This window comes from Ruegeria sp. BG8 (genome assembly GCF_056538325.1).
Genome location: NZ_JBQFSZ010000002.1, coordinates 352,369 through 376,120 on the forward strand (window position 1 = coordinate 352,369; position 23,752 = coordinate 376,120).

23 protein-coding genes are annotated in these 23,752 nt (G+C 56.7%); 10 read left to right on the top strand and 13 right to left on the bottom strand.

Features of this window, described 5'->3' with window-relative positions; translation table 11 throughout:
- Positions 1–52 precede the first annotated feature (52 nt).
- Positions 53–787: a response regulator transcription factor gene (locus tag ACR0DG_RS07010; protein WP_480695667.1), complete on the top strand. Its 735-nt coding sequence runs from the start codon at positions 53–55 to the stop codon at positions 785–787.
- Entirely contained in the window at positions 784–2,226 is a 1,443-nt protein-coding gene (locus ACR0DG_RS07015; protein ID WP_480695669.1) for a sensor histidine kinase, read from the top strand. Before ACR0DG_RS07010 ends, ACR0DG_RS07015 begins: the two co-directional genes overlap by 4 nt.
- Before the next feature lie 4 nt (positions 2,227–2,230).
- Here ACR0DG_RS07015 and fliP read toward each other — a convergent pair whose 3' ends face one another.
- Genes fliP through fliF form a run of 4 tightly spaced genes read right to left on the bottom strand, consistent with a single transcriptional unit; the run spans position 2,231 to position 5,427 of the window.
- The gene (gene fliP / locus ACR0DG_RS07020; RefSeq protein ID WP_480695671.1) at positions 2,231–2,962 is read right to left on the bottom strand and encodes a flagellar type III secretion system pore protein FliP; all 732 of its coding nucleotides are present in this window, start codon (positions 2,960–2,962) and stop codon (positions 2,231–2,233) included.
- Positions 2,962–3,249, bottom strand: coding sequence for a FliM/FliN family flagellar motor switch protein (locus ACR0DG_RS07025; RefSeq protein ID WP_480695673.1), 288 nt, complete (start codon positions 3,247–3,249; stop codon positions 2,962–2,964). Before ACR0DG_RS07025 ends, fliP begins: the two co-directional genes overlap by 1 nt.
- Positions 3,242–3,838, bottom strand: coding sequence for a FliH/SctL family protein (locus tag ACR0DG_RS07030; RefSeq protein ID WP_480695675.1), 597 nt, complete (start codon positions 3,836–3,838; stop codon positions 3,242–3,244). Before ACR0DG_RS07030 ends, ACR0DG_RS07025 begins: the two co-directional genes overlap by 8 nt.
- Complete coding sequence (gene fliF / locus ACR0DG_RS07035; protein WP_480695677.1) at positions 3,838–5,427, bottom strand: flagellar basal-body MS-ring/collar protein FliF; 1,590 nt, start codon at positions 5,425–5,427, stop codon at positions 3,838–3,840. Before fliF ends, ACR0DG_RS07030 begins: the two co-directional genes overlap by 1 nt.
- 119 nt (positions 5,428–5,546) lie before the next feature.
- Here fliF and ACR0DG_RS07040 point away from each other — a divergent pair, with 119 nt between their 5' ends.
- Genes ACR0DG_RS07040 through ACR0DG_RS07060 form a run of 5 tightly spaced genes read left to right on the top strand, consistent with a single transcriptional unit; the run spans position 5,547 to position 10,137 of the window.
- On the top strand, positions 5,547–6,044 hold the full coding sequence (locus tag ACR0DG_RS07040; RefSeq protein ID WP_480695679.1) for a flagellar basal body-associated FliL family protein: 498 nt from the start codon (positions 5,547–5,549) through the stop codon (positions 6,042–6,044).
- A gap of 9 nt (positions 6,045–6,053) precedes the next feature.
- Positions 6,054–6,503 carry a hypothetical protein gene (locus tag ACR0DG_RS07045; RefSeq protein ID WP_480695681.1) on the top strand — a complete coding sequence of 150 codons (450 nt, stop codon included), beginning with the start codon at positions 6,054–6,056 and terminating at the stop codon, positions 6,501–6,503.
- Positions 6,500–7,084: a MotE family protein gene (locus ACR0DG_RS07050; RefSeq protein ID WP_480695683.1), complete on the top strand. Its 585-nt coding sequence runs from the start codon at positions 6,500–6,502 to the stop codon at positions 7,082–7,084. The genes ACR0DG_RS07045 and ACR0DG_RS07050 overlap by 4 nt, the downstream gene beginning before the upstream one ends.
- Positions 7,085–7,129: 45 nt before the next feature.
- On the top strand, positions 7,130–7,999 hold the full coding sequence (gene motA / locus ACR0DG_RS07055; RefSeq protein WP_480695685.1) for a flagellar motor stator protein MotA: 870 nt from the start codon (positions 7,130–7,132) through the stop codon (positions 7,997–7,999).
- A complete protein-coding gene (locus ACR0DG_RS07060) occupies positions 7,996–10,137 on the top strand; it encodes a hypothetical protein (RefSeq protein ID WP_480695686.1) in 2,142 nt (713 codons plus the stop codon). The genes motA and ACR0DG_RS07060 overlap by 4 nt, the downstream gene beginning before the upstream one ends.
- A gap of 52 nt (positions 10,138–10,189) precedes the next feature.
- On the opposite strand, the gene ACR0DG_RS07065 is transcribed toward ACR0DG_RS07060, so the two are convergent.
- Both ACR0DG_RS07065 and ACR0DG_RS07070 read right to left on the bottom strand, forming a co-directional pair.
- Positions 10,190–11,542 (bottom strand): MmgE/PrpD family protein, encoded by a 1,353-nt coding sequence (locus ACR0DG_RS07065; protein WP_480695688.1) that lies wholly within the window; start codon positions 11,540–11,542, stop codon positions 10,190–10,192.
- Positions 11,539–13,983 carry a GcvT family protein gene (locus tag ACR0DG_RS07070; protein ID WP_480695690.1) on the bottom strand — a complete coding sequence of 815 codons (2,445 nt, stop codon included), beginning with the start codon at positions 13,981–13,983 and terminating at the stop codon, positions 11,539–11,541. Before ACR0DG_RS07070 ends, ACR0DG_RS07065 begins: the two co-directional genes overlap by 4 nt.
- Before the next feature lie 381 nt (positions 13,984–14,364).
- Between ACR0DG_RS07070 and ACR0DG_RS07075 the strand changes: the two genes are divergently transcribed.
- Positions 14,365–14,694, top strand: coding sequence for a hypothetical protein (locus tag ACR0DG_RS07075; protein WP_480695692.1), 330 nt, complete (start codon positions 14,365–14,367; stop codon positions 14,692–14,694).
- 4 nt (positions 14,695–14,698) lie between these two features.
- On the opposite strand, the gene ACR0DG_RS07080 is transcribed toward ACR0DG_RS07075, so the two are convergent.
- Together ACR0DG_RS07080 and trhO are read right to left on the bottom strand one after the other, a co-directional pair.
- Positions 14,699–15,202 carry an ion channel gene (locus ACR0DG_RS07080; protein ID WP_480695694.1) on the bottom strand — a complete coding sequence of 168 codons (504 nt, stop codon included), beginning with the start codon at positions 15,200–15,202 and terminating at the stop codon, positions 14,699–14,701.
- Positions 15,203–15,273: 71 nt separating this feature from the next.
- Complete coding sequence (trhO, locus tag ACR0DG_RS07085; RefSeq protein ID WP_480695696.1) at positions 15,274–16,179, bottom strand: oxygen-dependent tRNA uridine(34) hydroxylase TrhO; 906 nt, start codon at positions 16,177–16,179, stop codon at positions 15,274–15,276.
- Between the two features lie 97 nt (positions 16,180–16,276).
- Here trhO and pncA point away from each other — a divergent pair, with 97 nt between their 5' ends.
- Positions 16,277–16,870: a bifunctional nicotinamidase/pyrazinamidase gene (pncA, locus tag ACR0DG_RS07090; protein ID WP_480695697.1), complete on the top strand. Its 594-nt coding sequence runs from the start codon at positions 16,277–16,279 to the stop codon at positions 16,868–16,870.
- On the opposite strand, the gene ACR0DG_RS07095 is transcribed toward pncA, so the two are convergent.
- Positions 16,867–17,400: a hypothetical protein gene (locus ACR0DG_RS07095; RefSeq protein WP_480695699.1), complete on the bottom strand. Its 534-nt coding sequence runs from the start codon at positions 17,398–17,400 to the stop codon at positions 16,867–16,869. The two genes, pncA and ACR0DG_RS07095, sit on opposite strands and share 4 nt — an antisense overlap.
- Positions 17,401–17,565: 165 nt before the next feature.
- Between ACR0DG_RS07095 and pncB the strand changes: the two genes are divergently transcribed.
- Positions 17,566–18,858, top strand: a complete 1,293-nt coding sequence (pncB, locus tag ACR0DG_RS07100; RefSeq protein ID WP_480695701.1) for a nicotinate phosphoribosyltransferase — start codon at positions 17,566–17,568, stop codon at positions 18,856–18,858.
- Between the two features lie 3 nt (positions 18,859–18,861).
- Here the strand turns inward: pncB and ACR0DG_RS07105 are convergent, their stop codons facing one another.
- The 4 genes from ACR0DG_RS07105 to ACR0DG_RS07120 are packed head-to-tail and all read right to left on the bottom strand — an operon-like array spanning position 18,862 to position 23,701.
- Positions 18,862–20,313: an aldehyde dehydrogenase family protein gene (locus ACR0DG_RS07105; RefSeq protein ID WP_480695703.1), complete on the bottom strand. Its 1,452-nt coding sequence runs from the start codon at positions 20,311–20,313 to the stop codon at positions 18,862–18,864.
- A 24-nt stretch (positions 20,314–20,337) separates the two neighbouring features.
- Positions 20,338–21,945, bottom strand: coding sequence for an ABC transporter ATP-binding protein (locus ACR0DG_RS07110; protein WP_480695705.1), 1,608 nt, complete (start codon positions 21,943–21,945; stop codon positions 20,338–20,340).
- Positions 21,942–22,757 carry an ABC transporter permease gene (locus ACR0DG_RS07115; protein WP_480695707.1) on the bottom strand — a complete coding sequence of 272 codons (816 nt, stop codon included), beginning with the start codon at positions 22,755–22,757 and terminating at the stop codon, positions 21,942–21,944. The genes ACR0DG_RS07110 and ACR0DG_RS07115 overlap by 4 nt, the downstream gene beginning before the upstream one ends.
- Positions 22,754–23,701: an ABC transporter permease gene (locus ACR0DG_RS07120; RefSeq protein ID WP_480695709.1), complete on the bottom strand. Its 948-nt coding sequence runs from the start codon at positions 23,699–23,701 to the stop codon at positions 22,754–22,756. Before ACR0DG_RS07120 ends, ACR0DG_RS07115 begins: the two co-directional genes overlap by 4 nt.
- Between the last annotated feature and the right edge of the window lie 51 nt (positions 23,702–23,752).

The following is a 23,752-nucleotide window of genomic DNA, read 5'->3' on the forward strand; positions in this document are numbered from 1 at the left end:
GTTCGTTACAATTGACGACGCCAGAGGGGCAGAGAACGGGAGGATAAAGACAGTGAGCATTCCACGGCTCTTGGTGGTGGATGATGACCCAGAGATGCGGTCAATGATGACACAGTTCCTCCAGCAAAACGGCTTTATCGCGCTTCCAGCAAGCTCTCAGGCCGAAATACGAACACATCTGAATGCGGGCCGTATCGATCTGATCCTGCTGGACGTCATGCTGGGCGATGAAAACGGTGTCGACATTTGCGCCACCCTGCGCGCGGAACAGGATGTTCCGATCATCCTTGTTTCCGCCCTGTCGGCGGATCACCAGCGCATGGCGGGATATGAGGTCGGCGCCGACGACTATATCGCCAAGCCGTTTAATCCACAGTTGTTGCTGGCACGGGTGCGAGCGGTCATGCAACGGGCGCGGCGCACGTCGTCGCTGGCCTATCGCAGACAGACCCGCAGCTTTCGCTTTGATGACTGGGTTTATGACGGCAAGCGGGACGAAGTGCATTCGCCCGAAGGATACCTTGTTTCCCTGTCACAACGAGAGACAGCGCTGCTCAAAGTGTTGCTGGCCAATCCGCACATACCCCTGACCCGCGATGAAATCGTGGCAGCACTTGATGTGACGGGCGATGCCGACAAGTCCGAAGCGCAGGGCCGCGCTATAGACATGCTGGTTGGGCGACTACGGTCCAAGATCGAGGCAAATCCGAAAGATCCGCAGATGCTGCGCACGGAACGTGGTGTGGGTTATGTCTTTGCAGCTGATGTTTCGGTGCACGACGAATGACATTGCGCCTGCGCGAACTGGGTTGGCTATGGGTTCTTTCTGCCTTTGCAGCAGGGTTGTTGTCGGCCGTCATGTGGTTCGCCTCGGCGCGCGCGTGGAACCAGTTCGTAACGCAATCTTTTGTGGCAGGCTTTGCCGTTTATGAAGAGTTACGGACCGGGATGGCACCGTCAGCGGGCCTGTCCATCACTCCGCTATCTCCGGCCGAAGCGGTGCTGGCCAACAAAGGCGAGTTTCAGCAATTGCCGGGATTTTCCGATCGCCGGTTTGTCACGAACCTGTCGATCCTTACCGACAGTTCGTCACCGCTCAGCGGTCGCGAGCTGACACTGGCCATTATGTCCGACAGGTTGGTGTACCCTGTCTCTGACATCGTATCCGGCAGCGATCAGACCGGACCGGAGAAAATGGGGCACCTGACCCGTCTGCTGGCCACATATTGCAGTGAGCCGATCTTGATCGCGCAATTCGGGCGCGGGCCGTGGCAAAAAGTGGACGGAACCGAAATCTGGGGATGTGGTGCAGCACCGACAGACCTGCGGCTGCCCGCAATCATACTTGGCATTGTCGCGTTGGCCGTGATCCTGACCTCTGTCAGCAACGTGTCCGAGACGTTCACCCGGTTCGCGCATGCTTTGCGCATGCGACAACGGCGGGGCGGGCCGGATAGCTATGACACCGATGGCCCCGGCGAACTGCGCGAAATCGTTTCTGCGGTCAATGCCCATCTTGATGCCGAACGGCAGCAGCTGGAAAAACGTGCAACGGTCTTGTCCGGCGTCAGTCACGATCTTGGAACGCCTGCAACGCGCGTGCGGTTGCGGGCCGCGCTGATCCCCGACGACGAATTGCGTGAAAAGCTTGAGGCAGACGTTGATCAGATGACTGGCATGATCGAAAGCGTGCTGACTTACACGCGGTCGGAACTCAGTATTGAGGAGCCTCGCCAGGTTTCCCTGACCTCCCTCGTCGAGTCGCTGGTGGCGGATTATCAGGACATGGGCCTGCCGGTCGCATTGCAAAAAACCGACCCCGTCAAAGTCGAGGGCGCACCGTCCGTTTTCATGTCACGCAGGGGGCAAGGGTCATTGACCGAAACGCGCCGCATGCTGGTTATGGCCCGGCCAATTTCGCTTAGACGGGCGTTGACCAATCTTGTCGACAACGCGTTGAAATATGGGCGGCACGCAGATGTCCAACTGGAAACCGATGCCCATATGGCGACAATAACTGTCGAGGACAAAGGCACCGATCTTTCTGTGTCCGATATCGAGGCCTTGATGGCACCATTCCGACGGGGATCGAACACAGGATCCTCGGACGGCTACGGATTGGGCCTGACCATCGCGGCCACTGTCGCCGAGCAGCACGGCGGATCCCTAAGCTTCGAAGCGGGCGATCACGGGCTCCGCGCCCGCCTGCAAATAGCCCGGCACTGACTTTTCACGTCATGTAACTGCGGACCAGTGCACCTGCAATCAACGACCAGCCGTCCGCGATAACAAAAAATGCCAGCTTGAAGGGCAAAGAAACGGTCGCTGGCGGCACCATCATCATCCCCATCGACATCAGAACTGCCGCAACAACAAGGTCTATGATCAGGAATGGCAGAAAGATCAGAAATCCGATCTGAAATGCCCGCGCGATTTCGGATAATATGAATGACGGCATCAGGATCGACAGAGGCGCATCTGGTGACACGTCCACAGTGTCACCACCCGGGCGCAGCGCCGCCATGGAGTGAAACGTATCCGGGTCCAAGCGTGCTGCCATGAAGGCTCGGAAAGGGGTCAAGGCACGCTCCAGCGCGGGTTCTACCTCCATCTTTTCTTCGACCAGTGGGCGGATGCCCGCAGTCCAGGCCTCAGTAAAGGTGGGTTCCATAATGAAATAGGTGAGAAACAACGCCAAGCTGACGATCAACATGTTTGGCGGCGATTGCTGCAAGCCGATGCCCTGTCGCAAAATCGCCAATACCGTGATCAGGAAGGGGAAACAGGTGATCATGATGGCCAATCCCGGAGCAAGGCTCAGAACCGTGATCAGCAAAATCAACTGAATCGTGCGCGCAGAAATTGAGCCACCTTCACCCAGAGACAACGAAACGTCCTGCGCTGCTGCAAGGCTGGGGTTTAACAGCGCGACGGCGACCAACGCCCACAAGAGGGCACGCATCAGCCTATTCCGTTTTGCAGATCGGCGATTTCCGTCAACCGGACAGCCAGTTGGCCCGGCTGGTCACCTTCCATCTCTTCCAACAGACCGCGTGCTACCAGCTGATCGCCCACATACAGATCGACCGGATCCTCAATCCGTTTGTCCAGTGTAAGCACCGCATTCTTTCCCATGTTCAACAAATCTCGGATCAATGGGCGGGCACGTCCGACAGAAACTGTGACCTCAATCGGGACGGCTTCGAACGGGTTTGGTTTTTCGGTTTTCATATTTTGCGGGTCACTCATTGCTTGTCGCCTTTTTTGTCTCGAATACATACGCGTCGAAGGCCCCTGAGATCGAAGCCAGCAGACCGGCGGTATCGACCTCACGCTGTGAAACACCCACTTGCAGCCTTGCCTGCCCCTCCGTTAGCGAGGGGTCTTCGATCACGGCCACAGGTGGCGAAAGGTCTGCTGGCAGCAACGCCTTGATGTCATCCACCTGTCCACCGGCTGCGAATATCTGCATGGGTTGTCCGATCTCATCACGGGCCATATCGACCAGCTGTTCGGCCAGGCGTAGGGCAAACCCTTGTTCCAACGTTTCCGGCAAAACGGCATGAACGAGGCTTTGGAACAAAGGCTCCAATGACAGGCTCATACGCCTCATCGCTTCGTGGTAAGTAAAGGACATGTCTTGCAGCGACCGGGCCAAGTCGGCCGATACCTGCCCCCGGCTTTGTTCCTGCGCCTGAAGCGCGTCTTCCCAACCCGCGCTGTATCCCTGCTCGAACGCGGCCAGTCGCTGTTCCTCAAGCGCATCTTCGTCCAGCAGGTGCAGCTTACCGCCGCTGGCCTGCACGGTGAAATCCTCAAGAAGGTGTGCAATCGACATCAGACGCGCTCCTCGCCTTCTTCAAGCCAACTGCGCAGAATTTCGACGGTTTCTTCCTGTTTGTCGCCGATCATTGCCCTGAGCCGGTCGACCGGATCCGTGGCTTGTTGGGCTGCAAGGGTGGGGACCCCGCCGGATTGTTCCTGTGCCTGCAACGCCTGGAATTGCTGTCCTTCGTCTGTTGCTATTTCTCCGGTCAGATAAGTCTCGGGTTCCGAGGATGAACCTGCAGGCAACAGCGCCGGGGCCGCAGCCGGTTTCGTCATGATCGGCCGTATGACAAACAACGCGAGAACCAGCGATACAACAGCCAGTACCGCCATTTGGACAAGCGACATCGCATCCAAATGCACATTCTGCCAGATCGAAACCGAAGCGACCGTGCCCTGCGGTTCAACGGTGGGCAAATCCATGGACTTCAGCGTAATCACGTCACCGCGTTCCGAATCAAATCCGACGGCCGAGGCAACAAGCTCTTTCAAAGCACCCATTTCCTGTTCCGGCAACGGGGCGAAAGTTTCGGTTCCGTCTGCGGCGACTGAGGTCGTTCCGTTGACCAGCACTGCAACGGTCAGTCGTTTGATGGCACCGGGCGCGTTGTGAACTTCAAGCTCTGTTTCGGAGACTTCATAATTCACGCGCTCCCGGGTTTGGGTCGCGTTTGAGTTCGATTCATCACCGCCCGCACTGTCCCCATCCGGCAGGTTTGATGCCACGGTGACATCTGCCGATTGATTTCGGGCGCTGTCCGAACGCTCTTCAACGTCGGTACTGATAGCTACCCGACCATTCGGATCGAAACGCCTTTCACGGATCGACTCGGTCTTGGTGACCGTATCAACGCTGACCTCGACCACGGCATTCCCCGCGCCGACACGAGCTTCGATCAGTCTTAGAACACGTTCGCGCAGCTGGCGCGATTTGTCATCCGCGGTATCTGCGGCAACAGCGCCGTCCTGCGCCCCAATCACTGCACCGTTCGAATCGATCACCGTAACGTTTTCCGGCATCAGGCCACTGACTGCGGACGAGACCAGAAACCGAACCGCCTTGGCCTGATCCAAAGTTATGTCGCCCCCCGATGGCACAAGGTATACTGATGCCGTGGGTGCCACGCTGCGCTGAAACGGGTTCGACGATCCGTTTGCAATATGAACGCGCGCCTGGTTGATATGTGCACTGCCAACAATTGTACGCGCAAGCTCGCCCTCTTTTGCACGCCAGTACGCGGCATCGAACATCTGAGACGTAGTGCCGAAACCGCTAAGTGAATCCAGCAGCTCGTACCCTCTGTTCCCGTTCGCGGGCAGCCCTTCGCTGGCCAGTGTCATCCGCAGTTCGTCACGCTGTGAGCCCGGCACATAAATCGAGCCGCCGCGAATCTCATAGGGAACACTGCGCTGATCCAGCGATCGAACAATGTCGCCCGCCGCACCGCTTTCCAGCCCGGCATACAGCAAGGTCATCGATGGCGCGCTGACCATCCGCGACATTGCAAGGACCCCAAGAAAAACCAGTACAACTGCACCGGCAACGATGATTTGTTTACGCCTGTCCAAATTTGCCCAGACAGTTCCGATCTGCTGCACATTCACCTCCGACTCGCCGGCGTTCTGCCTGACGCATCCCTTGTTTGAACGATTGCCCTTAACAATCGGTTAGTCCCTGCCGGGTTATGACAGCTTCAGAACGTAGGAATGAGGACGTCATGGCTGACGCGACTGCAGAACAGGCAGAAGCCCCAGAAAAATCTGGGAAAAAGGGATTGATTATCGGTGTGATTCTGGCGGTGGCCGGGGCTGCGGGTGGCTATTTTGCCACCACCTCGGGCGTACTGCCAATTGGGCCCGAACGCGCAGAAACAGGGGCCAAAGAACAAAACAAGGACAAACCAGCCAAGGCGTTGCCTGATGTTGGCTTCGTGGACCTTCTGCCGGTGATCGTGTCGGTCAAAACCGGTGATTCTCGACATCTGAAGTTTCACGCACAGCTTGAGGTGGATTCTGAACACATCGCCGACGTGGAGAAAATGAAGCCACGAATCATGGACGTTCTGAACAGCTATCTGCGCGCGGTGGAAATCTCGGACTTTGAGGACTCACTGGCCCTGATGCGCATCCGCGGCCACCTGCTCCGTCGAATCGGCATCGTCGTCGGTGAGAACCGCGTACGCGATGTCCTCGTGATGGAATTCGTACTGAATTAGGAGCCGATAATGGAATTGATCGCAGATATTTTGCTTGTTGCCGGTGCTTTGGGCGCGGGATTGTACTGTTTCGTCCTGTCCCGGCGTCTTAGGCGGTTTACGGATCTGGAAAAGGGCGTGGGCGGCGCTGTTGCCGTATTATCGTCGCAGGTTGATGAATTGAAAGGGTCTCTGGACGCAGCGCGCTCGGCCTCGGAACAGGCAGGTGTAGAGCTGAACGACCTCACGCAGCGTGCTGAATCTGTGGCCAAACGCCTGGAGCTGACGATGGCTTCCATGCACGACGTCATCCCCGATGAGGGTCCCGTCGAAGCGCCCCCGGTAATCGACCTTTCAGAATCAGAGAACAACACTGAAGCAGAAGTGGATTCTGATCCAGTGCAGGTGGAACCGATCAAACGTCCTGTCGGGTTGATGTTCATGCGTCACAGCCGCGACCGCAAAGAGGTCACTCCATGAAGGGAAGGGTTTTGGGCAAGCGTTCCACCCGACCCAAAGGGGGCGTGCTTGCCGTGATCTCATTGTTAATGATCGGCTCAGCCGCCATTCGTCTGGGGCTCGAGGCGGGCCCGGCTTTGGCCAAAGAAGCCGTCCCATCCAACACTGCATCGCCAATTGTGCAGTCTGATCTGCCAGGAGCAGATGAGTTATTAACAGAGCTGTTGCGTCGCGAGAAAGCACTGGAAAAGCGGGAGGCAACCGCGCTGGACAGGGAAAAAGCACTAAAGCTTGCGGGTGATGCGATCGAATTACGGCTAGCCGCGTTGCAGGAGGCAGAAGCGAGCCTGAGAGAAACGCTCTCATACGCGGAAAAGGCGGCCGAGAGCGATCTTACGCGCCTCACCGATGTCTATCAAAGTATGAAAGCGAAAGACGCCGCCGCCTTGTTTGAAACGATGGACCCAGGATTTGCAGCCGGTTTCCTGTCACGCATGCCCGCGGATGCAGCGGCTGGCGTTCTTGCAGGGTTAAGCCCCGAGGCCGCTTACACGATCAGTGTCATCATGGCCGGTCGAAATGCTGCCGCGCCGCAGGAATAACCTCATGAAATTCAATTCCGCAAATTACACCGCTGGGGAACGCACATGATCGGAATAATCGGAATCGTAGTTATTTTCGCAATGGTTTTCGGCGGATACCTCGCCGCAGGCGGAAAAATGACGATCATTTTGAAATCACTACCGTTCGAGATGATGATGATCGGCGGCGCGGCTGTCGGTGCTTTTTTGATCAGCAACGATATGAGCGCGGTAAAGCACACCGCCAAGGATATCGGCAAAGTCTTCAAAGGCCCCAAATGGAAACCCGATGACTACCGGGATTTGCTATGCCTTTTGTTCTCGCTGATCCGCATTGCCAAGGCGAACCCGGTCGAGGTTGAGCAACATATCGAAGACCCCCAGAACTCATCGCTCTTTTCGAACTACCCCAAGATCCAAGCAGACAAGGAGGCCGTAGATCTGATTTGCGACACGATGCGGTCTGCCTCGATGAATTATGACGATCCACATCAAGTGGAAGAAGTTCTGGAAAAACGGATGGAGGCAAATTTCCACCACGCGATGCATTCCAGCCATGCGTTGCAGACAGTTGCTGATGGATTGCCCGCCTTGGGAATTGTCGCGGCTGTTTTGGGTGTTATCAAAACGATGGGCTCAATCGACCAACCACCCGAGGTGCTGGGCAAGTTGATCGGCGGCGCTTTGGTTGGGACCTTTCTGGGGGTTTTTCTGGCATACGGTCTGGTTGGGCCCTTCGCCGGCAAATTGAAAGCTGTGGTTGAGGAGGACAATCACTTCTATCAACTGATCAAGGAAGTCCTGGTTGCCAATCTGCATAACCATAACGCCGCCATGTGTATTGAAGTTGGCCGTCAGAATACACCAACACATAATCGCCCCGGTTTTTCCGAACTTGAGGAAGCTTTGAAAGAGCTCAAGCAGGCTGCGGCATGATCCGGATTGCTCTAGCGACAGCGTTCGCTTTGGGGGTGGCGAGCGCGGCCTTTGCCCAACAATTGACGGTTCGATCAGGTGAACACGAAGGGTATACACGGCTTGTCGTTCAGATCCCTGCGCGCACGGAATGGGAGTTTGCGCAAACCAAAAACGGTGCGCAATTGAAAGTCGACTTGACGGATGTGACGTTTAGCACAGCGTCGGTATTTCAGCGTCTGACTCAGAACCGGCTTTCGGCAATATCGCAAAAGAACCCCGGAGACGTGCTGGAATTGCAGTTCGGTTGTGAATGTGCTGCGTCTTCGTTTTTGTATCAAGACACGATGATTGTTGTAGATATCGCGCCAGCGACCAAACTGCCGCCGATAGATGCAAGCATCCCGCCACCGATCCTGCCGAAAGTAGCGGCGGAAATCAGTACGGTCGACCCGGAGCGGTCTTTGGAAACGCTTCCTCTGCCACTGCTCAATCTGAACGCACGTAGTCTCGAAAACCAGTTGTCTGCACAAGTCCTCAAAGGTGCGGATCGTAGTCTCGTGGACCTCAGCCTAGCACCTTTGGGACCCCGATCGTCACTGGCCCAAAACGTGCGGGTTCCGCAGACTGACTTATATGCAAACATTAACGTCACATCAGTTTTTGATGAACTGGATGGCCTATTGGGTCCGGATGTGACTGACGCTGAACGCCCCCCAGTCTGCGTGTCTGACACAGAGTTGGGATTTAACACGTGGTCCAGCGAAGCCCCGTTTTCGGTGTTGGTTGCGGCGCATCGTTCTGCCCTGTTTCAGGAGTTTGACACTGTTGATAGGGACAGCGCGCTGAAGCTGGCGAAGCTATATACCTATCACGGGTTTGGTGCCGAAGCACTTGATACACTGGAATTGTCTCAACTCAGCACGGCCGAAACACATAGGGTGTCCGCGATCGCGCAATACCTGGACCACGGTCAACTCACTGGTGACAACCCGTTTCAGGGTCTGCAGCGCTGTGACGGCGATGTCGCACTTTGGGCAGTGCTGACGGAAGGGGAATTGAGCGGTGATGCGCATCTGAACCGTATCGAAAAGACCTTTACCGCTCTTCCTGCGCATTTGCGGCAATATCTCGGACCAAAACTGTCCGACATTTTGGTCTCAGCCGACAAACTTGAAGCGGCGCAACGCGTCCTAAGAGCCGTTGACCGCATAGAAGCCAGCACCAGCGCAGGCGTGTCGCAAGCCAAGGCCACGGTAGCGACTGCGAAAGGCGATGGCCCGAAGGCAGAAAAGCACTTGGCCGATGCCATCACCGCAGAGGACGCAAACAAAGAAGCCCCTCTTGCGATGGCGCGCCTTGTGGAAAAACGCTGGATGGACCGAGGATCCGTTTCACCTCAAGAAATGGGTTTGGCGGCGGCTTTCGCAGTCGAACACCGTAAGTCAGACATGCATCCGACGCTAATGCGCGCGCATGCAGTCGCTCTGAGCCTGAATAATGAGTTTGACGCGGCATTGGGTGTCGCCGGTCAAATCCCCATCGGTGTTGAACGCGAGGCCGCGCTGAACCGGATCATTCACCTGGCGAGTGAACGTGCCGGTGACGTAACCTTTCTACGCCATGCGTTGACATTTTCTGACGAGATCAGCGCAGCACTCAGTACAACCGTGGCAACGTCAGTATCAGTGCGACTGGCAAAACTCGGTTTCCCGCAGGCTGCATATACTCTCGCCAATCGGTCACAAGACAAGCAGCACCGGGCCGAACGCGCACAAATAAGGGCGAAGGCATCGTTGCTGCAGGGACGCCCGCATCGCGCCATGTTAGAGCTGGAAAACGACGCATCTGAAGGCGCGCTGCAAATCAAATCGCAGGCTATGATGGCAACAGGGGACTTAGCTGCAGCCGCAGAATTGTTGAATGAGCTGGCAGACGTTAGTGCAGCCGACAGGCTGTTTTGGTTGGCGGATCAACCTGACAGGATCGCCCCAACGCGCGAAACGAAATTCGGTGAGGTCAACCGGATGTCACAGAAGATCGCAACACCTCCCCCACGAGAGCTGGATAAACCATTGGCCGATGCCCGGATCCTGCTGCAAGACAGCGCGGATGCTCGACAAACGATTGCTGACCTGCTGAATGCGATTGGCCCGTAAAAAGGGCGAGCGCAATCATTCCGCAGGCGACACAGTGATGCTGTTTTACCGCTCAGCTTTCGAGCGGGTCGAAAAGCCATTGGGAAAGGTCCGAGAACCGCGAAGACGGGCTGGTCCATCCCAATACTGCGTTCTGGATTGCCGCCGCGCGTTCGATCCCGATCACAGGTGACGCGAAGGCGTTGAACTTGTCGATCACCTCGGCCCTGCCAAACGGGTGTTCCGGTCCCCCACGAGCGTGTAAGTCGCCCGAGTCGAACACGCGACCATCCGCGGTGGTTATCTGTACATCCGCCCATCGCCCCTCGGGGAAGCGCGCTGAATGACGAGGGCTTTCCGCGACATGAATCCGCTCCAACAGCGCGGCAACGGCAGGATCGCGCAAACCCGCGCCTGAGATATGTTCCACCCCAATCCGCCCATAAATCGCGTTAACGGCAACTGCGAATGCCAAAGAGTATTGCGCTTGAGATGTCGTATCGGGCATCCCCGCATAGAGACGCGCAGCTTCGTCAAAACTGTTGATTTGTATGGTTTCTATCTGTTCATGTATCAGATTGTTGGCCGACATCAATGCGCGGACACCATCAATGGCTGCATGGGCCCACCGACAAATTGGGTAGGGTTTTATATATTGATGTTCGATCTGCCAAAACCGCCCCAGATCCTGCCAGAATTGCGCAGCTTCCGGGGCTTCGACCGTAATCGCCGGAGCGCCAGTAAACTCGCGCTCGGCCAGAACCGCAGCAGACATTCCCGCCAGCGCCCCCCAGCCAGAGCCATCATGCAGCATCGTCGGATTCGCAATTTCACGCATCATCTGGCTGCGTGGTCCGTGATACTCGGCGATGCCCATGGCCTGTCGCATCTGTTCGGGCGAGTGGTGACGCAATCGGGACGCCATTGCCACCACGCCCAGCGCGTTCCAAGCCCCGGACGTGTGGTAATCACTGACAGAACTGTGCAGGGACAACCCGGCCCGGCCTGCGATTTCGTACCCGGCGACGACGGCAGACAGCAGTTCTGGCCCGGTCAAATCTGGACAGTTCTCCGCCAGTGCCACCAGAGCAGGCAAAACGACCACACCGATATGGCCCTTTGTGGGGTTGTACCCATCATGCCCGTCCAAATTGTCGGTCTGCGTGGCAGCGGCATAGACGGCACCCGCCATGCTGACGGATCGACCATCGAACATCATCCGTGCAGAATAAGACGGGTCGTGGCTGGCAAACAGCAAAGCTGCAGTGTCGCGCGCGATTACCCCGGCCTCCATCGGCCCCGAAGCAATGAGGATCCCCATCGTATCCAGCATAAGCAGCGCGGCGGCCTCTTTCGCGCTGTCGGGCATATCATCCGAAGACCGGTTCAGAACAAAATCGGCAACGCGGGAAAACGTATCGCTCATTTGACGAGCTCTGCGGCAGGTTGAACGGTATCGCGCAGGCGATGACCCTCAGGATCAAATGGCGGCTCGGCGAGTAAGGTCGCGCGGTGGGGTTCGCCCAGAATGAAAACCTCGACCGTTTCCCCCGGTTGGACAAGTTTGGGGTCGACATAGCCCAACGCCAGAGACTTTCCGACGGAATAGCCGAAAGCCCCTGAAGTCACGCGCCCAACGGGCGTCCCGTCCAGCGAAAAGATTGGCTCACCACCCGACGCGTCAGCCTCTTTGGCGTCAACTGAAAAGACGGACAACACCTCTCGAGGTGCATTGTCCTTGATTGCGAGATAGGCATCCTTGTGCAGGAAATCCTTATCTAGCTTGATCAAGCCAGCCAGCCCGACCTCCTGCGGCCAATATTCCTGCGAATACTCGCGACCCCAGGACCCATAGCCTTTTTCGATGCGCAAAGATCCAAGTGCGCGGCTCCCAACAGGCCCTCCGTCCAGATCATTGGCAACGTCCAAAAGCGCTGAATAGAGCCTGATCTGATCTTCTGCGGCACAGTGCAGTTCCCACCCGAGATCACCGGTAAAGCTGACCCGGATCGCCAGACATGTGACACCGGCAACATCGATCACACGAGATCGCATGAACCGAAATCCATCGTTGGACAAGTCAGCATTGGTCAACCGTTGCAACAGGTCGCGGGATTTTGGACCAGCAATGTTGAAACCGGCGATCCGATCCGTCGCGATTTCAAAGGTGGTGTTTTTGGGCAGGTCTACCATACGGAAAAACCGTTGATGATAACGTTCAGCCATGCCGGACCCGATCATCATGTATTCGTCATCGGCAACTTTGGTGATTGTGAAATCCCCTGCGATACCGCCCCGAACCGAGATCAACGGGGTCAGGCAAGATCGCCCGATTTCTGTTGGAACGCGGTTGGCAACGACGCGATCCAGCCAATCATACGTTCCGGGCCCTTTGACCACGTAGTTCGCAAAGTTCGAGATATCGATCACGCCCACATGATCCCGCAGCATCTTGACCTCGCGCCCAACCGGTTCCCACCAATTCTGACGGGTAAAGCCGGTCGTTTCCGTCACATCCGGTGCATCCGCAAACCACAAAGGATGCTCCCGACCGCAGTTCATGCCAAAGACCGCGCCCATCTCCTTTTGCATTATATAAGCGGGGCGCACGCGTGCAGGACGGCCCGCGGCGCGTTCTTCGTTCGGAAAATGGATCGCGAAACGATGCGTATAGGCGTCCTGGACCCGCGCTTTGGTGAATTTCTGATCTGCCCAATCCCCAAACCGGGCCAAATCCCATGCGAACATGTCATATTGCGGCTCGCCCTCGATGATCCATTGCGCCGCCAAAAGACCCAAGCCGCCAGACTGTGAAAACCCAGGGATGATGCCGGTAGAGCAGAAGTAGTTTTTCAGCTCTGGAACCGGCCCCCAAATCGCGTTTGCGTCCGGAGACCAGATCATTGGCCCGTTGATGACGCGCTTTACACCCGCAGTTGCGGCCAATGGCACGCGTTCTGTCGCGCGAATGACGTTTTCCATGATGCGGTCCAAGTCATCCGGGAAAAGATCATGGGCGAAATCCAGCGGCGTACCGTTTTCGGCCCAAAACCGCATGTCTTTTTCATAGGCACCAATCAGCAGCCCATTGCCCTCTTGCCGGAAGTAGTATTCCCCATCCCGGTCTGCAATTGAAGGCAGCCGCCGACCCAGCGCGGCGACCTCTTCGATTGCTTCTGTCACAAAATACTGATGCTCGGTTGGTTGTAAGGGAAGGGTCAGCCCTGCCATGGCAGCAACTTCGCGCCCCCAAAGCCCACCTGCATTGACCACCCATTGCGTATGGATGTCGCCTTTTTCAGTGCGCACGATCCATGACCCATCCGGTTGCGGATCAGTCCCTATTACAGGGCAAAACCGCTCGATTGTGGCACCCAAAGCCCGTGCTCCCGCAGCATAAGCATGCGTTACACCCGAGGGATCGACGTTGCCACCGTCCGGTTCAAACATGATGCACCGAATGTCGTCGAACTGTGCCAACGGGTGCAAATCCATCGCTTCTTCACGGCTGACTTCATAGAAGTTCAGGCCGTAATACCGCGCTTTGGCTTCTTGCAGACGCAGTTGATGTTCCCGATCCTGCGTCTGCGCCAAATACAATGAGCCGGACTGGAACACGCCGCATCCCTGGCCCGTTTCTTTTTCCAACTGCTTATACAGGTTCATGGTGTAATGCTGCAGGCGGGTGACGTTGTTATTGTCGTGTAGTCCGTGAATGTTTGCCGCTGCGTGCCAGGTTGAGCCCGACGTCAGTTCATCCCGTTCAAGCAGCACAACATCGTTCCAGCCCAGTTTCGCCAGATGATACAGGATGGAACATCCAACCAGCCCTCCTCCGATTACCACCGCCTGTGCATGGGTTTTCATCGTCCGGCTCTCCTCGTGCAAAACATCGCCCTTTGGTAAAGTCAGCCACAGCTCTGCGAGAGCTTATGATCTGTTCCCGACGCGAAATGTCGCAAAAATCACCCAAAGCGCCGGAAATAGGCCCGGCTTCGGCGGATCATTGCCATTGTAAGACTCGCGCGCGATCTCGTGAGCATCTGTGTATTGAAACGACGCACGCCGATTCTTTGATTCTTTTATGAAGCACGAAAAAACGTGCCGATTTGGTCGAAAAACGACGGGACAGACTGGTTGAATACGTGGCGGGGGCCGCGCGAACCGGTGGAAATCTTGAAAAAGTTCCTAAAATGTTCTATATTTGTTCCATCAGATTTTCTGAGACGGAACGGAGGTATTCGAGCTATGACCAACGCTGCCCGTCAAAGCTGGTATGACGCACCCAGCAACGACTATCATATGTTGCCCGTGACAGACCGGCAGATGCGATACGCGCGTGCGATTGCCCAGCAATCAGCACTGGAGATTCCGGTCGAGGCCCAGCGCGATCGAAAATCAATGTCGGACTGGATTTCCGCCCATAAGGTAAGTGACCCTTCGCCATTCGCGAACTATCCGACGGGAAAACAAGTGGCCTATGCGGAACGGATCGCGCGCATCAAGCGTCGGCAAATCCCGCAGGAATGCTTTCGCGACAAACATGCCATGTCATTGTGGATCGACCACAACAAATAAGGCGTTACGCTTTGTTGTGGCTGCGCGCGTAAATACCCACGGCGGCGGCCACGAAAAGGCCCAGCAAGACGTAGCCAGTGATCGCCTCGGCGACCGCCAGACCGCGGCACAATCCTGCGGGGCGCAAGTCGCCAAACCCGACGGTCGTAAACGTGACATATGAGAAATAAAGCACATCCGCCGGACCTTTGGCCCCGACGACGCAAAGATCACGATAGCCAAACGCGCCGTAAACAGCGGCGAACAGGAATGGGACCACCTGAATAAAGGAAATCCCCATCAACAACAGCTGTCGCCGGGGCGATCGGATTTGCGTGGCATAGTACCAGATCTGCGAGACCATCCACACAGCCAGAAACACGGTTGCAACTGTGCCGATCGTGTCGCCAGCTGTCGCCTCGCTCAGACGGGATAGCCCGAACCACGCGAGAAAGCTGACGAATACGAGCCCAACTGCTGCAAACAGGGTCGATTTCCACTCTTCCAACGTATTTGGTTCGCGGTGCATGTCGCCTCCGTATTATGCGGGTGCGATGATCCGGGTTTTGGCTCATGCGCGCAACCGCGAAAAGCGGCGATTTAATCTGCGCCCAGATGTTCCTGTCCGCGTTGGCGCGCCAAACCAATTTGTTTTTGCCGTTCGCGAAAACGTTTCTTGTCCGCTTCGGAGGTTTCGTTAACGCACCGATGGCAAGCAACACCATGCTCGTATTCCGGGCGTTTCATATCCTCGGGTAAAATCGGCCGACGGCACCCGTGGCACAGCTTGTGTGGTCCTTCGACCAATCCATGGCCCACCGACACACGGTTGTCGAAAACAAAACACTCGCCCTGCCATGTGCTGTCATCGGCTGGCATTTCTTCAAGATAACGCAGGATACCACCCTTCAGGTGGTACACATCCTCAACGCCCTGCCCCAGCAAGAAGTTGGTGGATTTCTCGCACCGGATACCACCCGTGCAGAACATGGCGACCCGCTTGTTGTGAAAACGCTCTTTGTTGGCGTCCCACCATGCGGGGAATTCACGAAAACTGGCTGTTTCAGGGTCTATTGCACCTTCAAACGTACCAATCGCGACTTCGTAATCGTTGCGCGTATCAATCACCACTACGTCGTCGGACCGGATCAGCTCGTTCCATTCCTCGGGCTCGACATAATTGCCGACGCGGGCGCGCGGATCGACATCGGGCTGACCCATTGTCACGATCTCTTTCTTAAGGCGCACTTTCATCTTGCCGAAAGGCGGATGATCGGCAGTTGCCTCTTTCCACTCCAGATCGGCACACCCCGGTAAGGCGCGGATATGGGCCAGAACTGCGTCAATTCCGGCGCGTGGCCCCGCGATGGTGCCGTTGATCCCCTCTTGCGCCAGCAACAGGGTTCCTTTGACCGACTGCGCGCGGCACAAATCCAGCAAAGGATCGCGCAGGGCGGCGTGATCAGCGAAACGGGTGAAATGATAGAGTGCAGCGATCGTATACATGCGCGCGGTCTAAACCCGGACGCGCAGAGTCGCAAGTGACCGGATTGACGCCCCCGCACTTGCCGCCTACCGATATTGCAACGCTAGGAGGCCCAGAATGACTCATGCCCTGATCGTAATCGACGTCCAGAACGATTTCTGCCCCGGTGGTGCGCTGGCCGTTCCGGATGGCGATTCCATCATTGCGCCCATCAACGCCATGATGGGCGATTTTGACGCCGTGATCCTGACCCAGGATTGGCACCCTGCAGGACATTCCTCTTTTGCCAGCAGCCATGCCGGTCGCAATCCTTACGACGTAACCCAAATGCCCTATGGTGCGCAGGTGTTATGGCCCGATCACTGTGTTCAGGGTACGCCGGGCGCAGCGTTCCACCCAGATCTGAATACCGACGGCGACCTGATCATCCGCAAGGGGTTTCGGAGCGCTATCGACAGCTATTCCGCCTTTTTCGAAAACGATCAGACGACGCCGACCGGACTGAAGGGGTACCTGAACACCAGAGGGATTGAGAAATTGACACTTGTCGGGCTTGCGACAGACTTTTGCGTTCATTTCTCAGCTGTGGACGCGGCGCGCCTTGGGTTTGATGTCACCGTTCGAATGGATGCGTGTCGGGCCATTGACCTAGATGGATCACTGGCCGCCGCTGAAACGGCCATGCGCAATGCAGGCATTACACTGGTCTAGGGGGTTCCGCCCCTCTCGGCCAGGTACTTGAGGATCACAAACAGGACCACGGCCAGCCCCAAAGCAACACCGATACGACCCGGCAGGGTGCGCCGTTCGGGCGACGCCGGGGATTTGTACCGGGGGTTCGGGCTCCAATCGGCAACCTTACGGCGCTGACCGTTCCGTGGGCGTGCATTTTTGACGTCCCGCAGGAATTTGAGGAAATCAAACTCACCGCAATATTCGCCCTGAACACCCATTTCCCGGATGTTGTTGAATAGCGCTCGCAGAATGCGCTCGCGTTCGGCTTCGTCACGCGGACGATAGAGACCGTGCATCAGTTCACTGCCAGTTGCATCAAGCCCAAATCCGGCGTCCTGAAAGATTTTGCGGATTTTAGGAGAGGTGGCACGCAGGGCGTCCGCAGTTTTTACGTTGCGAAACATCGCACGCAGCACAGGTTTCTTGGAAAACCCATCCGGGCCGGCCTCTGGGTCTCTTTCACCCGGATCGACAACAACAATGTCAAAATCGTACTCGAGAACCATACACTATTTTAACCTCGTCTTCCGTACCCTCTCTTTTCACTAACCAGTGAAAAGATCACACAATATGCTCGCTTTGTGACTGTACATTGTCATTGTCACCAAACCAGCGACTCTTGCCATTTCACACACCGATTGATCTAACAACGGAAATCGCAGGAGTTCCTCATGGTCGATATTGCGGCAAGGGTGTACAATCATAAATGGCAAATTGACCCAATTATCCGGTCTTTGATCGACACAGATTTCTACAAACTGCTGATGTGCCAGTCAGTGTTTCGAAATAAGCCCCAAACGGATGTGGTGTTTTCGCTGATCAATCGGTCGAATCACATACCTCTGGCCAAGTTGATCGACGAGGGCGAGCTACGCGAACAACTGGATCATATCCGTTCCCTCAGCCTGAGTCGGGGCGAAAGCACATGGCTGCGGGGCAACATGTTTTACGGCAAACGGCAGATGTTCCGTTCCGATTTCATGGAATGGTACGAGAGCCTTCGCCTGCCGCCATACCATTTAGAGCGAAAAGGCGATCAGTACGAGCTGACCTTTGAAGGTAAGTGGCATGAGGTCATGTTGTGGGAAATCCCCGCACTTGCCGTGTTGATGGAGCTACGATCCCGCGCGGTTCTGAACGAAATGCGCCGGTTTGAGCTTCAGGTGCTTTATGCGCGGGCAATGACGCGCGTTTGGGAAAAAATCGAACAACTCAGGGATATTGACGGGTTGGGGATCGCTGATTTCGGGACAAGGCGGCGGCATTCCTTTCTATGGCAGGACTGGTGCGTGCAGGCGATGATCGAGGGGCTGGGGCCTGCGTTTTCCGGCACGTCGAATTGCCTGATCGCCATGCGCCGCGAGGTCGAGGCGATCGGAACCAATGCCCACGAACTGCCCATGGTCTATTCAGCGCTTGCCGAGACAGATGCCGAGCTTGCGCAAGCCCCGTATGACGTTCTCAGCGATTGGCATGACGAACATGACGGCAATTTGCGCATCATTTTGCCAGACACCTATGGAACCAAAGGGTTTCTGGACAACGCGCCCGACTGGCTTGCGGGCTGGACCGGCATCCGCGTCGACAGCGGTGATCCGGCAACAGGGGCGGAAACGGCCATAAATTGGTGGAAATCGCGTGGAGAAGACCCGCGCGAAAAGCGGATCATCTTCTCGGATGGGCTGGACGTGGACAAAATTCGGGAATTGCACGCCCAATTCGCTGGACGGACCAAAGTGTCCTTTGGTTGGGGTACGTTGCTGACCAATGATTTTCGCGGATTGGTCCCCGACAACGCGCTTGCGCCGTTTTCGCTGGTCTGCAAAGCCGTCTCCGCCAACGGTCGTCCGACTGTGAAACTGTCCGACAATCCGGAAAAGGCAATGGGACCTGCGCAGGAAATCGAACGCTATAAGCGTGTGTTCGGCGTGGGTGCTCAAGAGGCAATCGAAGTCGTTGTTTAGACCCTATCCATGGTAATTCGCGACGGTTTTTAATTGCGAGAAGCCATAGAGCGCCTCGAATCCCTTTTCGCGGCCATGACCCGATTTCCCGACCCCGCCAAAGGGAAGTTCGACGCCGCCTCCGGCGCCATAATTGTTGACGAACACCTGACCCGAACGCAGTTTTTTGGCCAGTCGCATCTGCCGCCCGCCGTCCCGTGTCCAGATGCTGGCCACCAACCCATAGTCGGTGCCATTGGCAATCCGAACGGCTTCCTCTTCGGTGTCGAAGGGGATCAGAACCTGCACTGGCCCGAATACCTCATCCTGGGCCAGTACGTGATCGGGCGCTACATCTGCAAACAAGGTTGGGCGCACATACGCACCACTCGACGGCGCGTGAGGAACGATCTGCCCTCGCGCAGCGACGGTCAGGTCGGTGCCTTGATCCAAAAAACCCTCAACGATCCTCTTTTGTCGATCCGAGATCAGAGGGCCAACACGCAAATCCTCGGGCGCGGGACCTACGGTAAGGTCCTCATAAGCCGCTGACATTCGGGATTTGACCTCTTCATAAACCCCACGCTGCACCAATATGCGGGAAGACGCTGAGCAGGTTTGTCCGGCGTTCTGAATCCCTGCATTCACCAGAAACGGCAGGGCTGCGTCCAGATCGGCGTCATCAAATACCAGTTGCGGTGATTTTCCACCCAACTCCAAAGTCACAGGCACAACGTTTTTCCCCGCGGCCTGCTGCACCAGCGCACCCGTTGCAACGGAGCCTGTGAATGAGATGTGGTTGACGCCTGGATGTCCCGACAACGCCGCGCCTGCCTCAGACCCCAGGCCGGGGACAACGTTCAGCGCGCCGGCCGGCAGCCCGGCCTCTTGTGCCAGATGGGCAAAGGCGAGCGCGGTCAGACATGCCTCTTCCGCGGGCTTAAGGACACAAGCATTGCCCATCGCAAGCGCTGCACCAACCGAACGGCCAATGATCTGCATCGGATAATTCCACGGTACAATATGCCCCGTGACACCATGTGGTTCGCGCAAGGTGTAAACAGTGTAACCGTCCAGATAAGGTATGGTTTCGCCCATGATCTTATCCGCTGCACCACCATAGAACTCGCAATAGCGCGCCAGCGCCACCGCATCTGCGCGCGCCTGTGTGAGCGGCTTGCCCACATCAATCGCCTCGAGCGCGGCAAGATCATCAACGCGCTCCAGAACCAATTGACCCAGCCGCGTCAGAACGCGCCCACGCTCGACCGCTGTTTTGCGTCCCCAATCCCCTGCCAGCGCGGAATGGGCCGCCTGAACGGCTGCGTCGATATCGGCGGCGTTGCCCCGCGCGATCCTGCAAATCTCGGTCCCGTCCGACGGGTTAATCAGCGGCAAATCCATCTGAGCCGACGTTTCGACCCATGCGCCGCCAATCAGACAGCGGGTGGGGTTGAACCATATGGGATTGGACATGTTCAGCCTCCGTTTCGGCTCTAATTAAGTTATATTTGCCAGATCGACACTGATTTCCGGCAAACTGGGTGCCGCCTGGATCAGTGTTTGGGTGTACGAATGCTGCGGGTCAGAAAAGACTTGTTGCGTATCGCCTTGTTCAACGATTTTACCTGCCTGCATAACCAAAACCCGATCCGTAATGGTCCGCACAACGCTCAGGTCGTGACTGATGAACAGATAGGTCAGACCGTATGCCTCGCAAAGCTCTGCCAGCAAATCCAGTATTTGCGCACGGACCGAGACGTCCAACGCTGAAACGGCTTCATCAAACAAAATCAATTCAGGTCGGATGATCAGAGCACGTGCGATGGCGATCCTTTGCCGCTGCCCACCTGAAAACTCGTGGATATACTTTCCCGCATCGTCCGGGCTCAGGCCAACGGCCGTTAACATCTCGGAAATCCGATCTTGGCGTTCAGATCCGGTCGGTTGCGCGTCAAGCAGGTGAAACGGTTCGGTGATCAACCGCGCCACTCGATGTCGGGGGTTGAAGCTGCCATATGGATCCTGAAACACCACCTGCATCTTGCGACGCACGGAAAGATTGGGTTTGTGCCCGCTGCACACTGGTTGACCATCCAGCCGGATGTGCCCCGCTTGAACCTCTTCAAGGCCCAAAATCGCCCGAGTTAGAGTCGATTTTCCGCACCCAGACTCACCCACAAGACCCAAGCGTTCCCCCTTGTGCAAGGTAAAGCTGACCTTATCGACGGCGCGGTGATGGCGTGGAGCATCCAGCAATCCCTGTTTCGGCAACCGGTAGTCGCGCACGACCTGCGAAACCTCCAACAACGGTCGCGGTTCACCCGGTTCGGGCAGAACCACCTGATGGTCTGACGCTTCGAACAACATCCGAGTGTAGGGATGCTGCATATGGTGCAGCAGGTGTTGCGTAGCGCCGCTTTCGACCACTTCGCCGTGGCGCATGACTGTGATCTGGTCGGCCATATCCGAAACCACCGCCAGATCATGTGTGATCATCAGAAGACCCATATCGTATTCCCGCACCAACCCTTTGAGCAGATCCAGAATCTGCGCCTGTGTCGTCACGTCCAATGCCGTCGTGGGTTCATCAGCAATCAACAGTTTGGGCCGGAGGGCGATCGCCATCGCGATTACGACACGTTGACGTTGGCCACCGGACAATTCGTGCGGGTACCGAGATAACGGGAAACGTTCCGGCGGCAGTCCCACACGGGTCAGCACGTCGCGGGCACGGTCAAGCGCCTGATCCTGCGGCATGGCCTTGTGGATCAGGATCGTCTCCATCACCTGATCGCCAATAGTCTTCACCGGATTGAGCGCCGTCATAGGCTCTTGAAACACCATACCGATTGCGGCCCCGCGCAAGGCACACATCTGGACCTCGGACTGGGCTAGAACGTCAGCGCCGTCCAGCAGGATTGCACCGCTGGCTTTGGAACCGTTCGGCAGCAATTGCATCACAGCCAGCGCAGTCATGGACTTACCGGACCCACTTTCACCTGTGACCGCAACGATTTGACCGGGGTCGATGGACAGGTTGACCCGTTTCAGAACCTGGACACCGTGGATCGACAGTGAAAGGTTTTCAATCTGCAGCAAACTCATGCGCGCGCCACCCTGATCCGCGGATCAAGCCAGTCGCGCAAACCGTCGCCCAAAAGGTTCAACCCAAGCACCGTGACGATAATCGCCAGACCCGGTATCAGAGCCAAATGCGGGGCAAAACTGACCATTGTCTGCGCATCGGCTAGCATCCTTCCCCAACTTGGCGTGGGCGGCTGAGCACCCAGACCAACGTAAGAAAGCCCGGCTTCGGCCAGAATACCAAGACTGAACTGGATGGTGCCCTGAACAATCAGCAGGTTCGCAACGTTCGGCAGAATATGCTCAGCCGAGATCCGTGCGGCCCCTTTTCCCGAGACGCGCGCGGCAAGGATGAACTCTCGTTCCCAGAGCGACAGCGCTGCACCACGCGTGATGCGGGCAAAGACAGGGATGTTAAAGATGCCAATGGCGATAATCGCGTTGATCGCTCCGGCTCCGAATACAGCGGTGATCAGAATGGCGATGACCAACGAGGGGAAGGCAAACACAAGATCATTCCCGCGCATGATCACCTCATCCAGCCAAGACCCCTTTCGCGCGGCCGCCGTCAGGCCAAGCGGCACGCCCAGCGCCATGCCAATACCCACGGCCACCAGCGCCACTGCGATTGACGTACGGGCCCCGACCATGATCATCGAGAACATGTCCCGCCCAAAATGATCGGTGCCAAACCAATGCTGCGCATTGGGTGTTTGTAACTTTTCGGGAATATTCAGCGCAGCATGATCATAGGGCGTCCAGACGAACGAGATCAAAGCCGCCAGCAAAACCAGCGATGACAAACCTGCACCAAGGACCAGATTGCGGTTCATGTCCGGCTCCGCAACCGTGGATCGACGGCGGCATACGCCAGATCGACCAGAAAATTCACGGTGATTACTGCAAAGACCAGCAACATAACCACAGATTCCACAACGATCAGGTCGCGGGCTGAAATGGCCTGAAAGACCAACCGGCCAAGACCAGGCAGGTAAAAGACCTGCTCAATGATGATGGACCCAGCCAGCAGGAACGAAAACTGCAGCCCTATGATGGTCAGTACAGGGATTAGCGCGTTTCGCACCCCATGCCGCCATAGTGCCTGACGGCGCGACAACCCTTTGGCGCGCGCGGTGCGCATAAAATCTTCACCGAGGATATCCAACAGCGCCGATCGCATGACTCGTGCCAGAATGGCCGCCTGCGGCAGCGCCAAGGCCACGGCAGGCAACGTCAACGAATGAAGCCCGACCCACAGGCCGTTGTCCCAACCTGCGAAACCTCCGGCATTGAACCAGCGCAGGTTGATCGCAAAAATCAGCACCAGCATCATCGCAAACCAGAAATTTGGTACGGCGATCCCCAACTGCGTTGCGCCCATAACGGTCAGGTCACCAGGTTTACCGCGCCGCGCCGCTGCGTAGATACCGGCGGGAAACGCAATCAGCGTGGACAGCGTCAACGCATAAAGCGCCAGCGGCAGTGAGACCCAAAGCCGATCTGCGATCATCTGCGACACCGGCGTGCGATAAGTGTAGGACGTGCCGAAATCACCTACCAGCATGCCGCCGACCCAATTGAAGTACCGTTCGGTTTTTGAGACATCCAACCCCAGCTCGGCCCTGAGGGCAGCCAGCGTATCCTCTTGCGCATTTACACCCAGCATGAAGGACGCCGGATCACCCGGTGCCACCTCAATCACCGCAAAGATGACCACCGAGGCAACAGCCAGGCTGATCATCAACGAGATCAGGCGTTTCAAAGCATAGCGCAGCATATTGAGGACGTTAGGGCCACATCTAGCCGGGGTCCAGCATCTAAGGGACCG

Bases quoted from the DNA above. Each gene is read 5' to 3' on its own strand.
- ACR0DG_RS07105 (WP_480695703.1), bottom strand. From the start codon at position 20,313: ATGTCCAATCCCATATGGTTCAACCCCACCCGCTGTCTGATTGGCGGC.
- pncB (WP_480695701.1), top strand. From the start codon at position 17,566: ATGGTCGATATTGCGGCAAGGGTGTACAATCATAAATGGCAAATTGAC.
- ACR0DG_RS07075 (WP_480695692.1), top strand. From the start codon at position 14,365: ATGACCAACGCTGCCCGTCAAAGCTGGTATGACGCACCCAGCAACGAC.
- ACR0DG_RS07025 (WP_480695673.1), bottom strand. From the start codon at position 3,249: ATGAGTGACCCGCAAAATATGAAAACCGAAAAACCAAACCCGTTCGAA.
- motA (WP_480695685.1), top strand. From the start codon at position 7,130: ATGATCGGAATAATCGGAATCGTAGTTATTTTCGCAATGGTTTTCGGC.
- ACR0DG_RS07065 (WP_480695688.1), bottom strand. From the start codon at position 11,542: ATGAGCGATACGTTTTCCCGCGTTGCCGATTTTGTTCTGAACCGGTCT.
- ACR0DG_RS07060 (WP_480695686.1), top strand. From the start codon at position 7,996: ATGATCCGGATTGCTCTAGCGACAGCGTTCGCTTTGGGGGTGGCGAGC.
- ACR0DG_RS07040 (WP_480695679.1), top strand. From the start codon at position 5,547: ATGGCTGACGCGACTGCAGAACAGGCAGAAGCCCCAGAAAAATCTGGG.
- fliP (WP_480695671.1), bottom strand. From the start codon at position 2,962: ATGCGTGCCCTCTTGTGGGCGTTGGTCGCCGTCGCGCTGTTAAACCCC.
- ACR0DG_RS07115 (WP_480695707.1), bottom strand. From the start codon at position 22,757: ATGAACCGCAATCTGGTCCTTGGTGCAGGTTTGTCATCGCTGGTTTTG.
- pncA (WP_480695697.1), top strand. From the start codon at position 16,277: ATGACTCATGCCCTGATCGTAATCGACGTCCAGAACGATTTCTGCCCC.
- ACR0DG_RS07050 (WP_480695683.1), top strand. From the start codon at position 6,500: ATGAAGGGAAGGGTTTTGGGCAAGCGTTCCACCCGACCCAAAGGGGGC.
- ACR0DG_RS07080 (WP_480695694.1), bottom strand. From the start codon at position 15,202: ATGCACCGCGAACCAAATACGTTGGAAGAGTGGAAATCGACCCTGTTT.
- ACR0DG_RS07095 (WP_480695699.1), bottom strand. From the start codon at position 17,400: ATGGTTCTCGAGTACGATTTTGACATTGTTGTTGTCGATCCGGGTGAA.
- ACR0DG_RS07070 (WP_480695690.1), bottom strand. From the start codon at position 13,983: ATGAAAACCCATGCACAGGCGGTGGTAATCGGAGGAGGGCTGGTTGGA.
- trhO (WP_480695696.1), bottom strand. From the start codon at position 16,179: ATGTATACGATCGCTGCACTCTATCATTTCACCCGTTTCGCTGATCAC.
- ACR0DG_RS07110 (WP_480695705.1), bottom strand. From the start codon at position 21,945: ATGAGTTTGCTGCAGATTGAAAACCTTTCACTGTCGATCCACGGTGTC.
- ACR0DG_RS07015 (WP_480695669.1), top strand. From the start codon at position 784: ATGACATTGCGCCTGCGCGAACTGGGTTGGCTATGGGTTCTTTCTGCC.
- ACR0DG_RS07045 (WP_480695681.1), top strand. From the start codon at position 6,054: ATGGAATTGATCGCAGATATTTTGCTTGTTGCCGGTGCTTTGGGCGCG.
- ACR0DG_RS07120 (WP_480695709.1), bottom strand. From the start codon at position 23,701: ATGCTGCGCTATGCTTTGAAACGCCTGATCTCGTTGATGATCAGCCTG.
- ACR0DG_RS07030 (WP_480695675.1), bottom strand. From the start codon at position 3,838: ATGTCGATTGCACACCTTCTTGAGGATTTCACCGTGCAGGCCAGCGGC.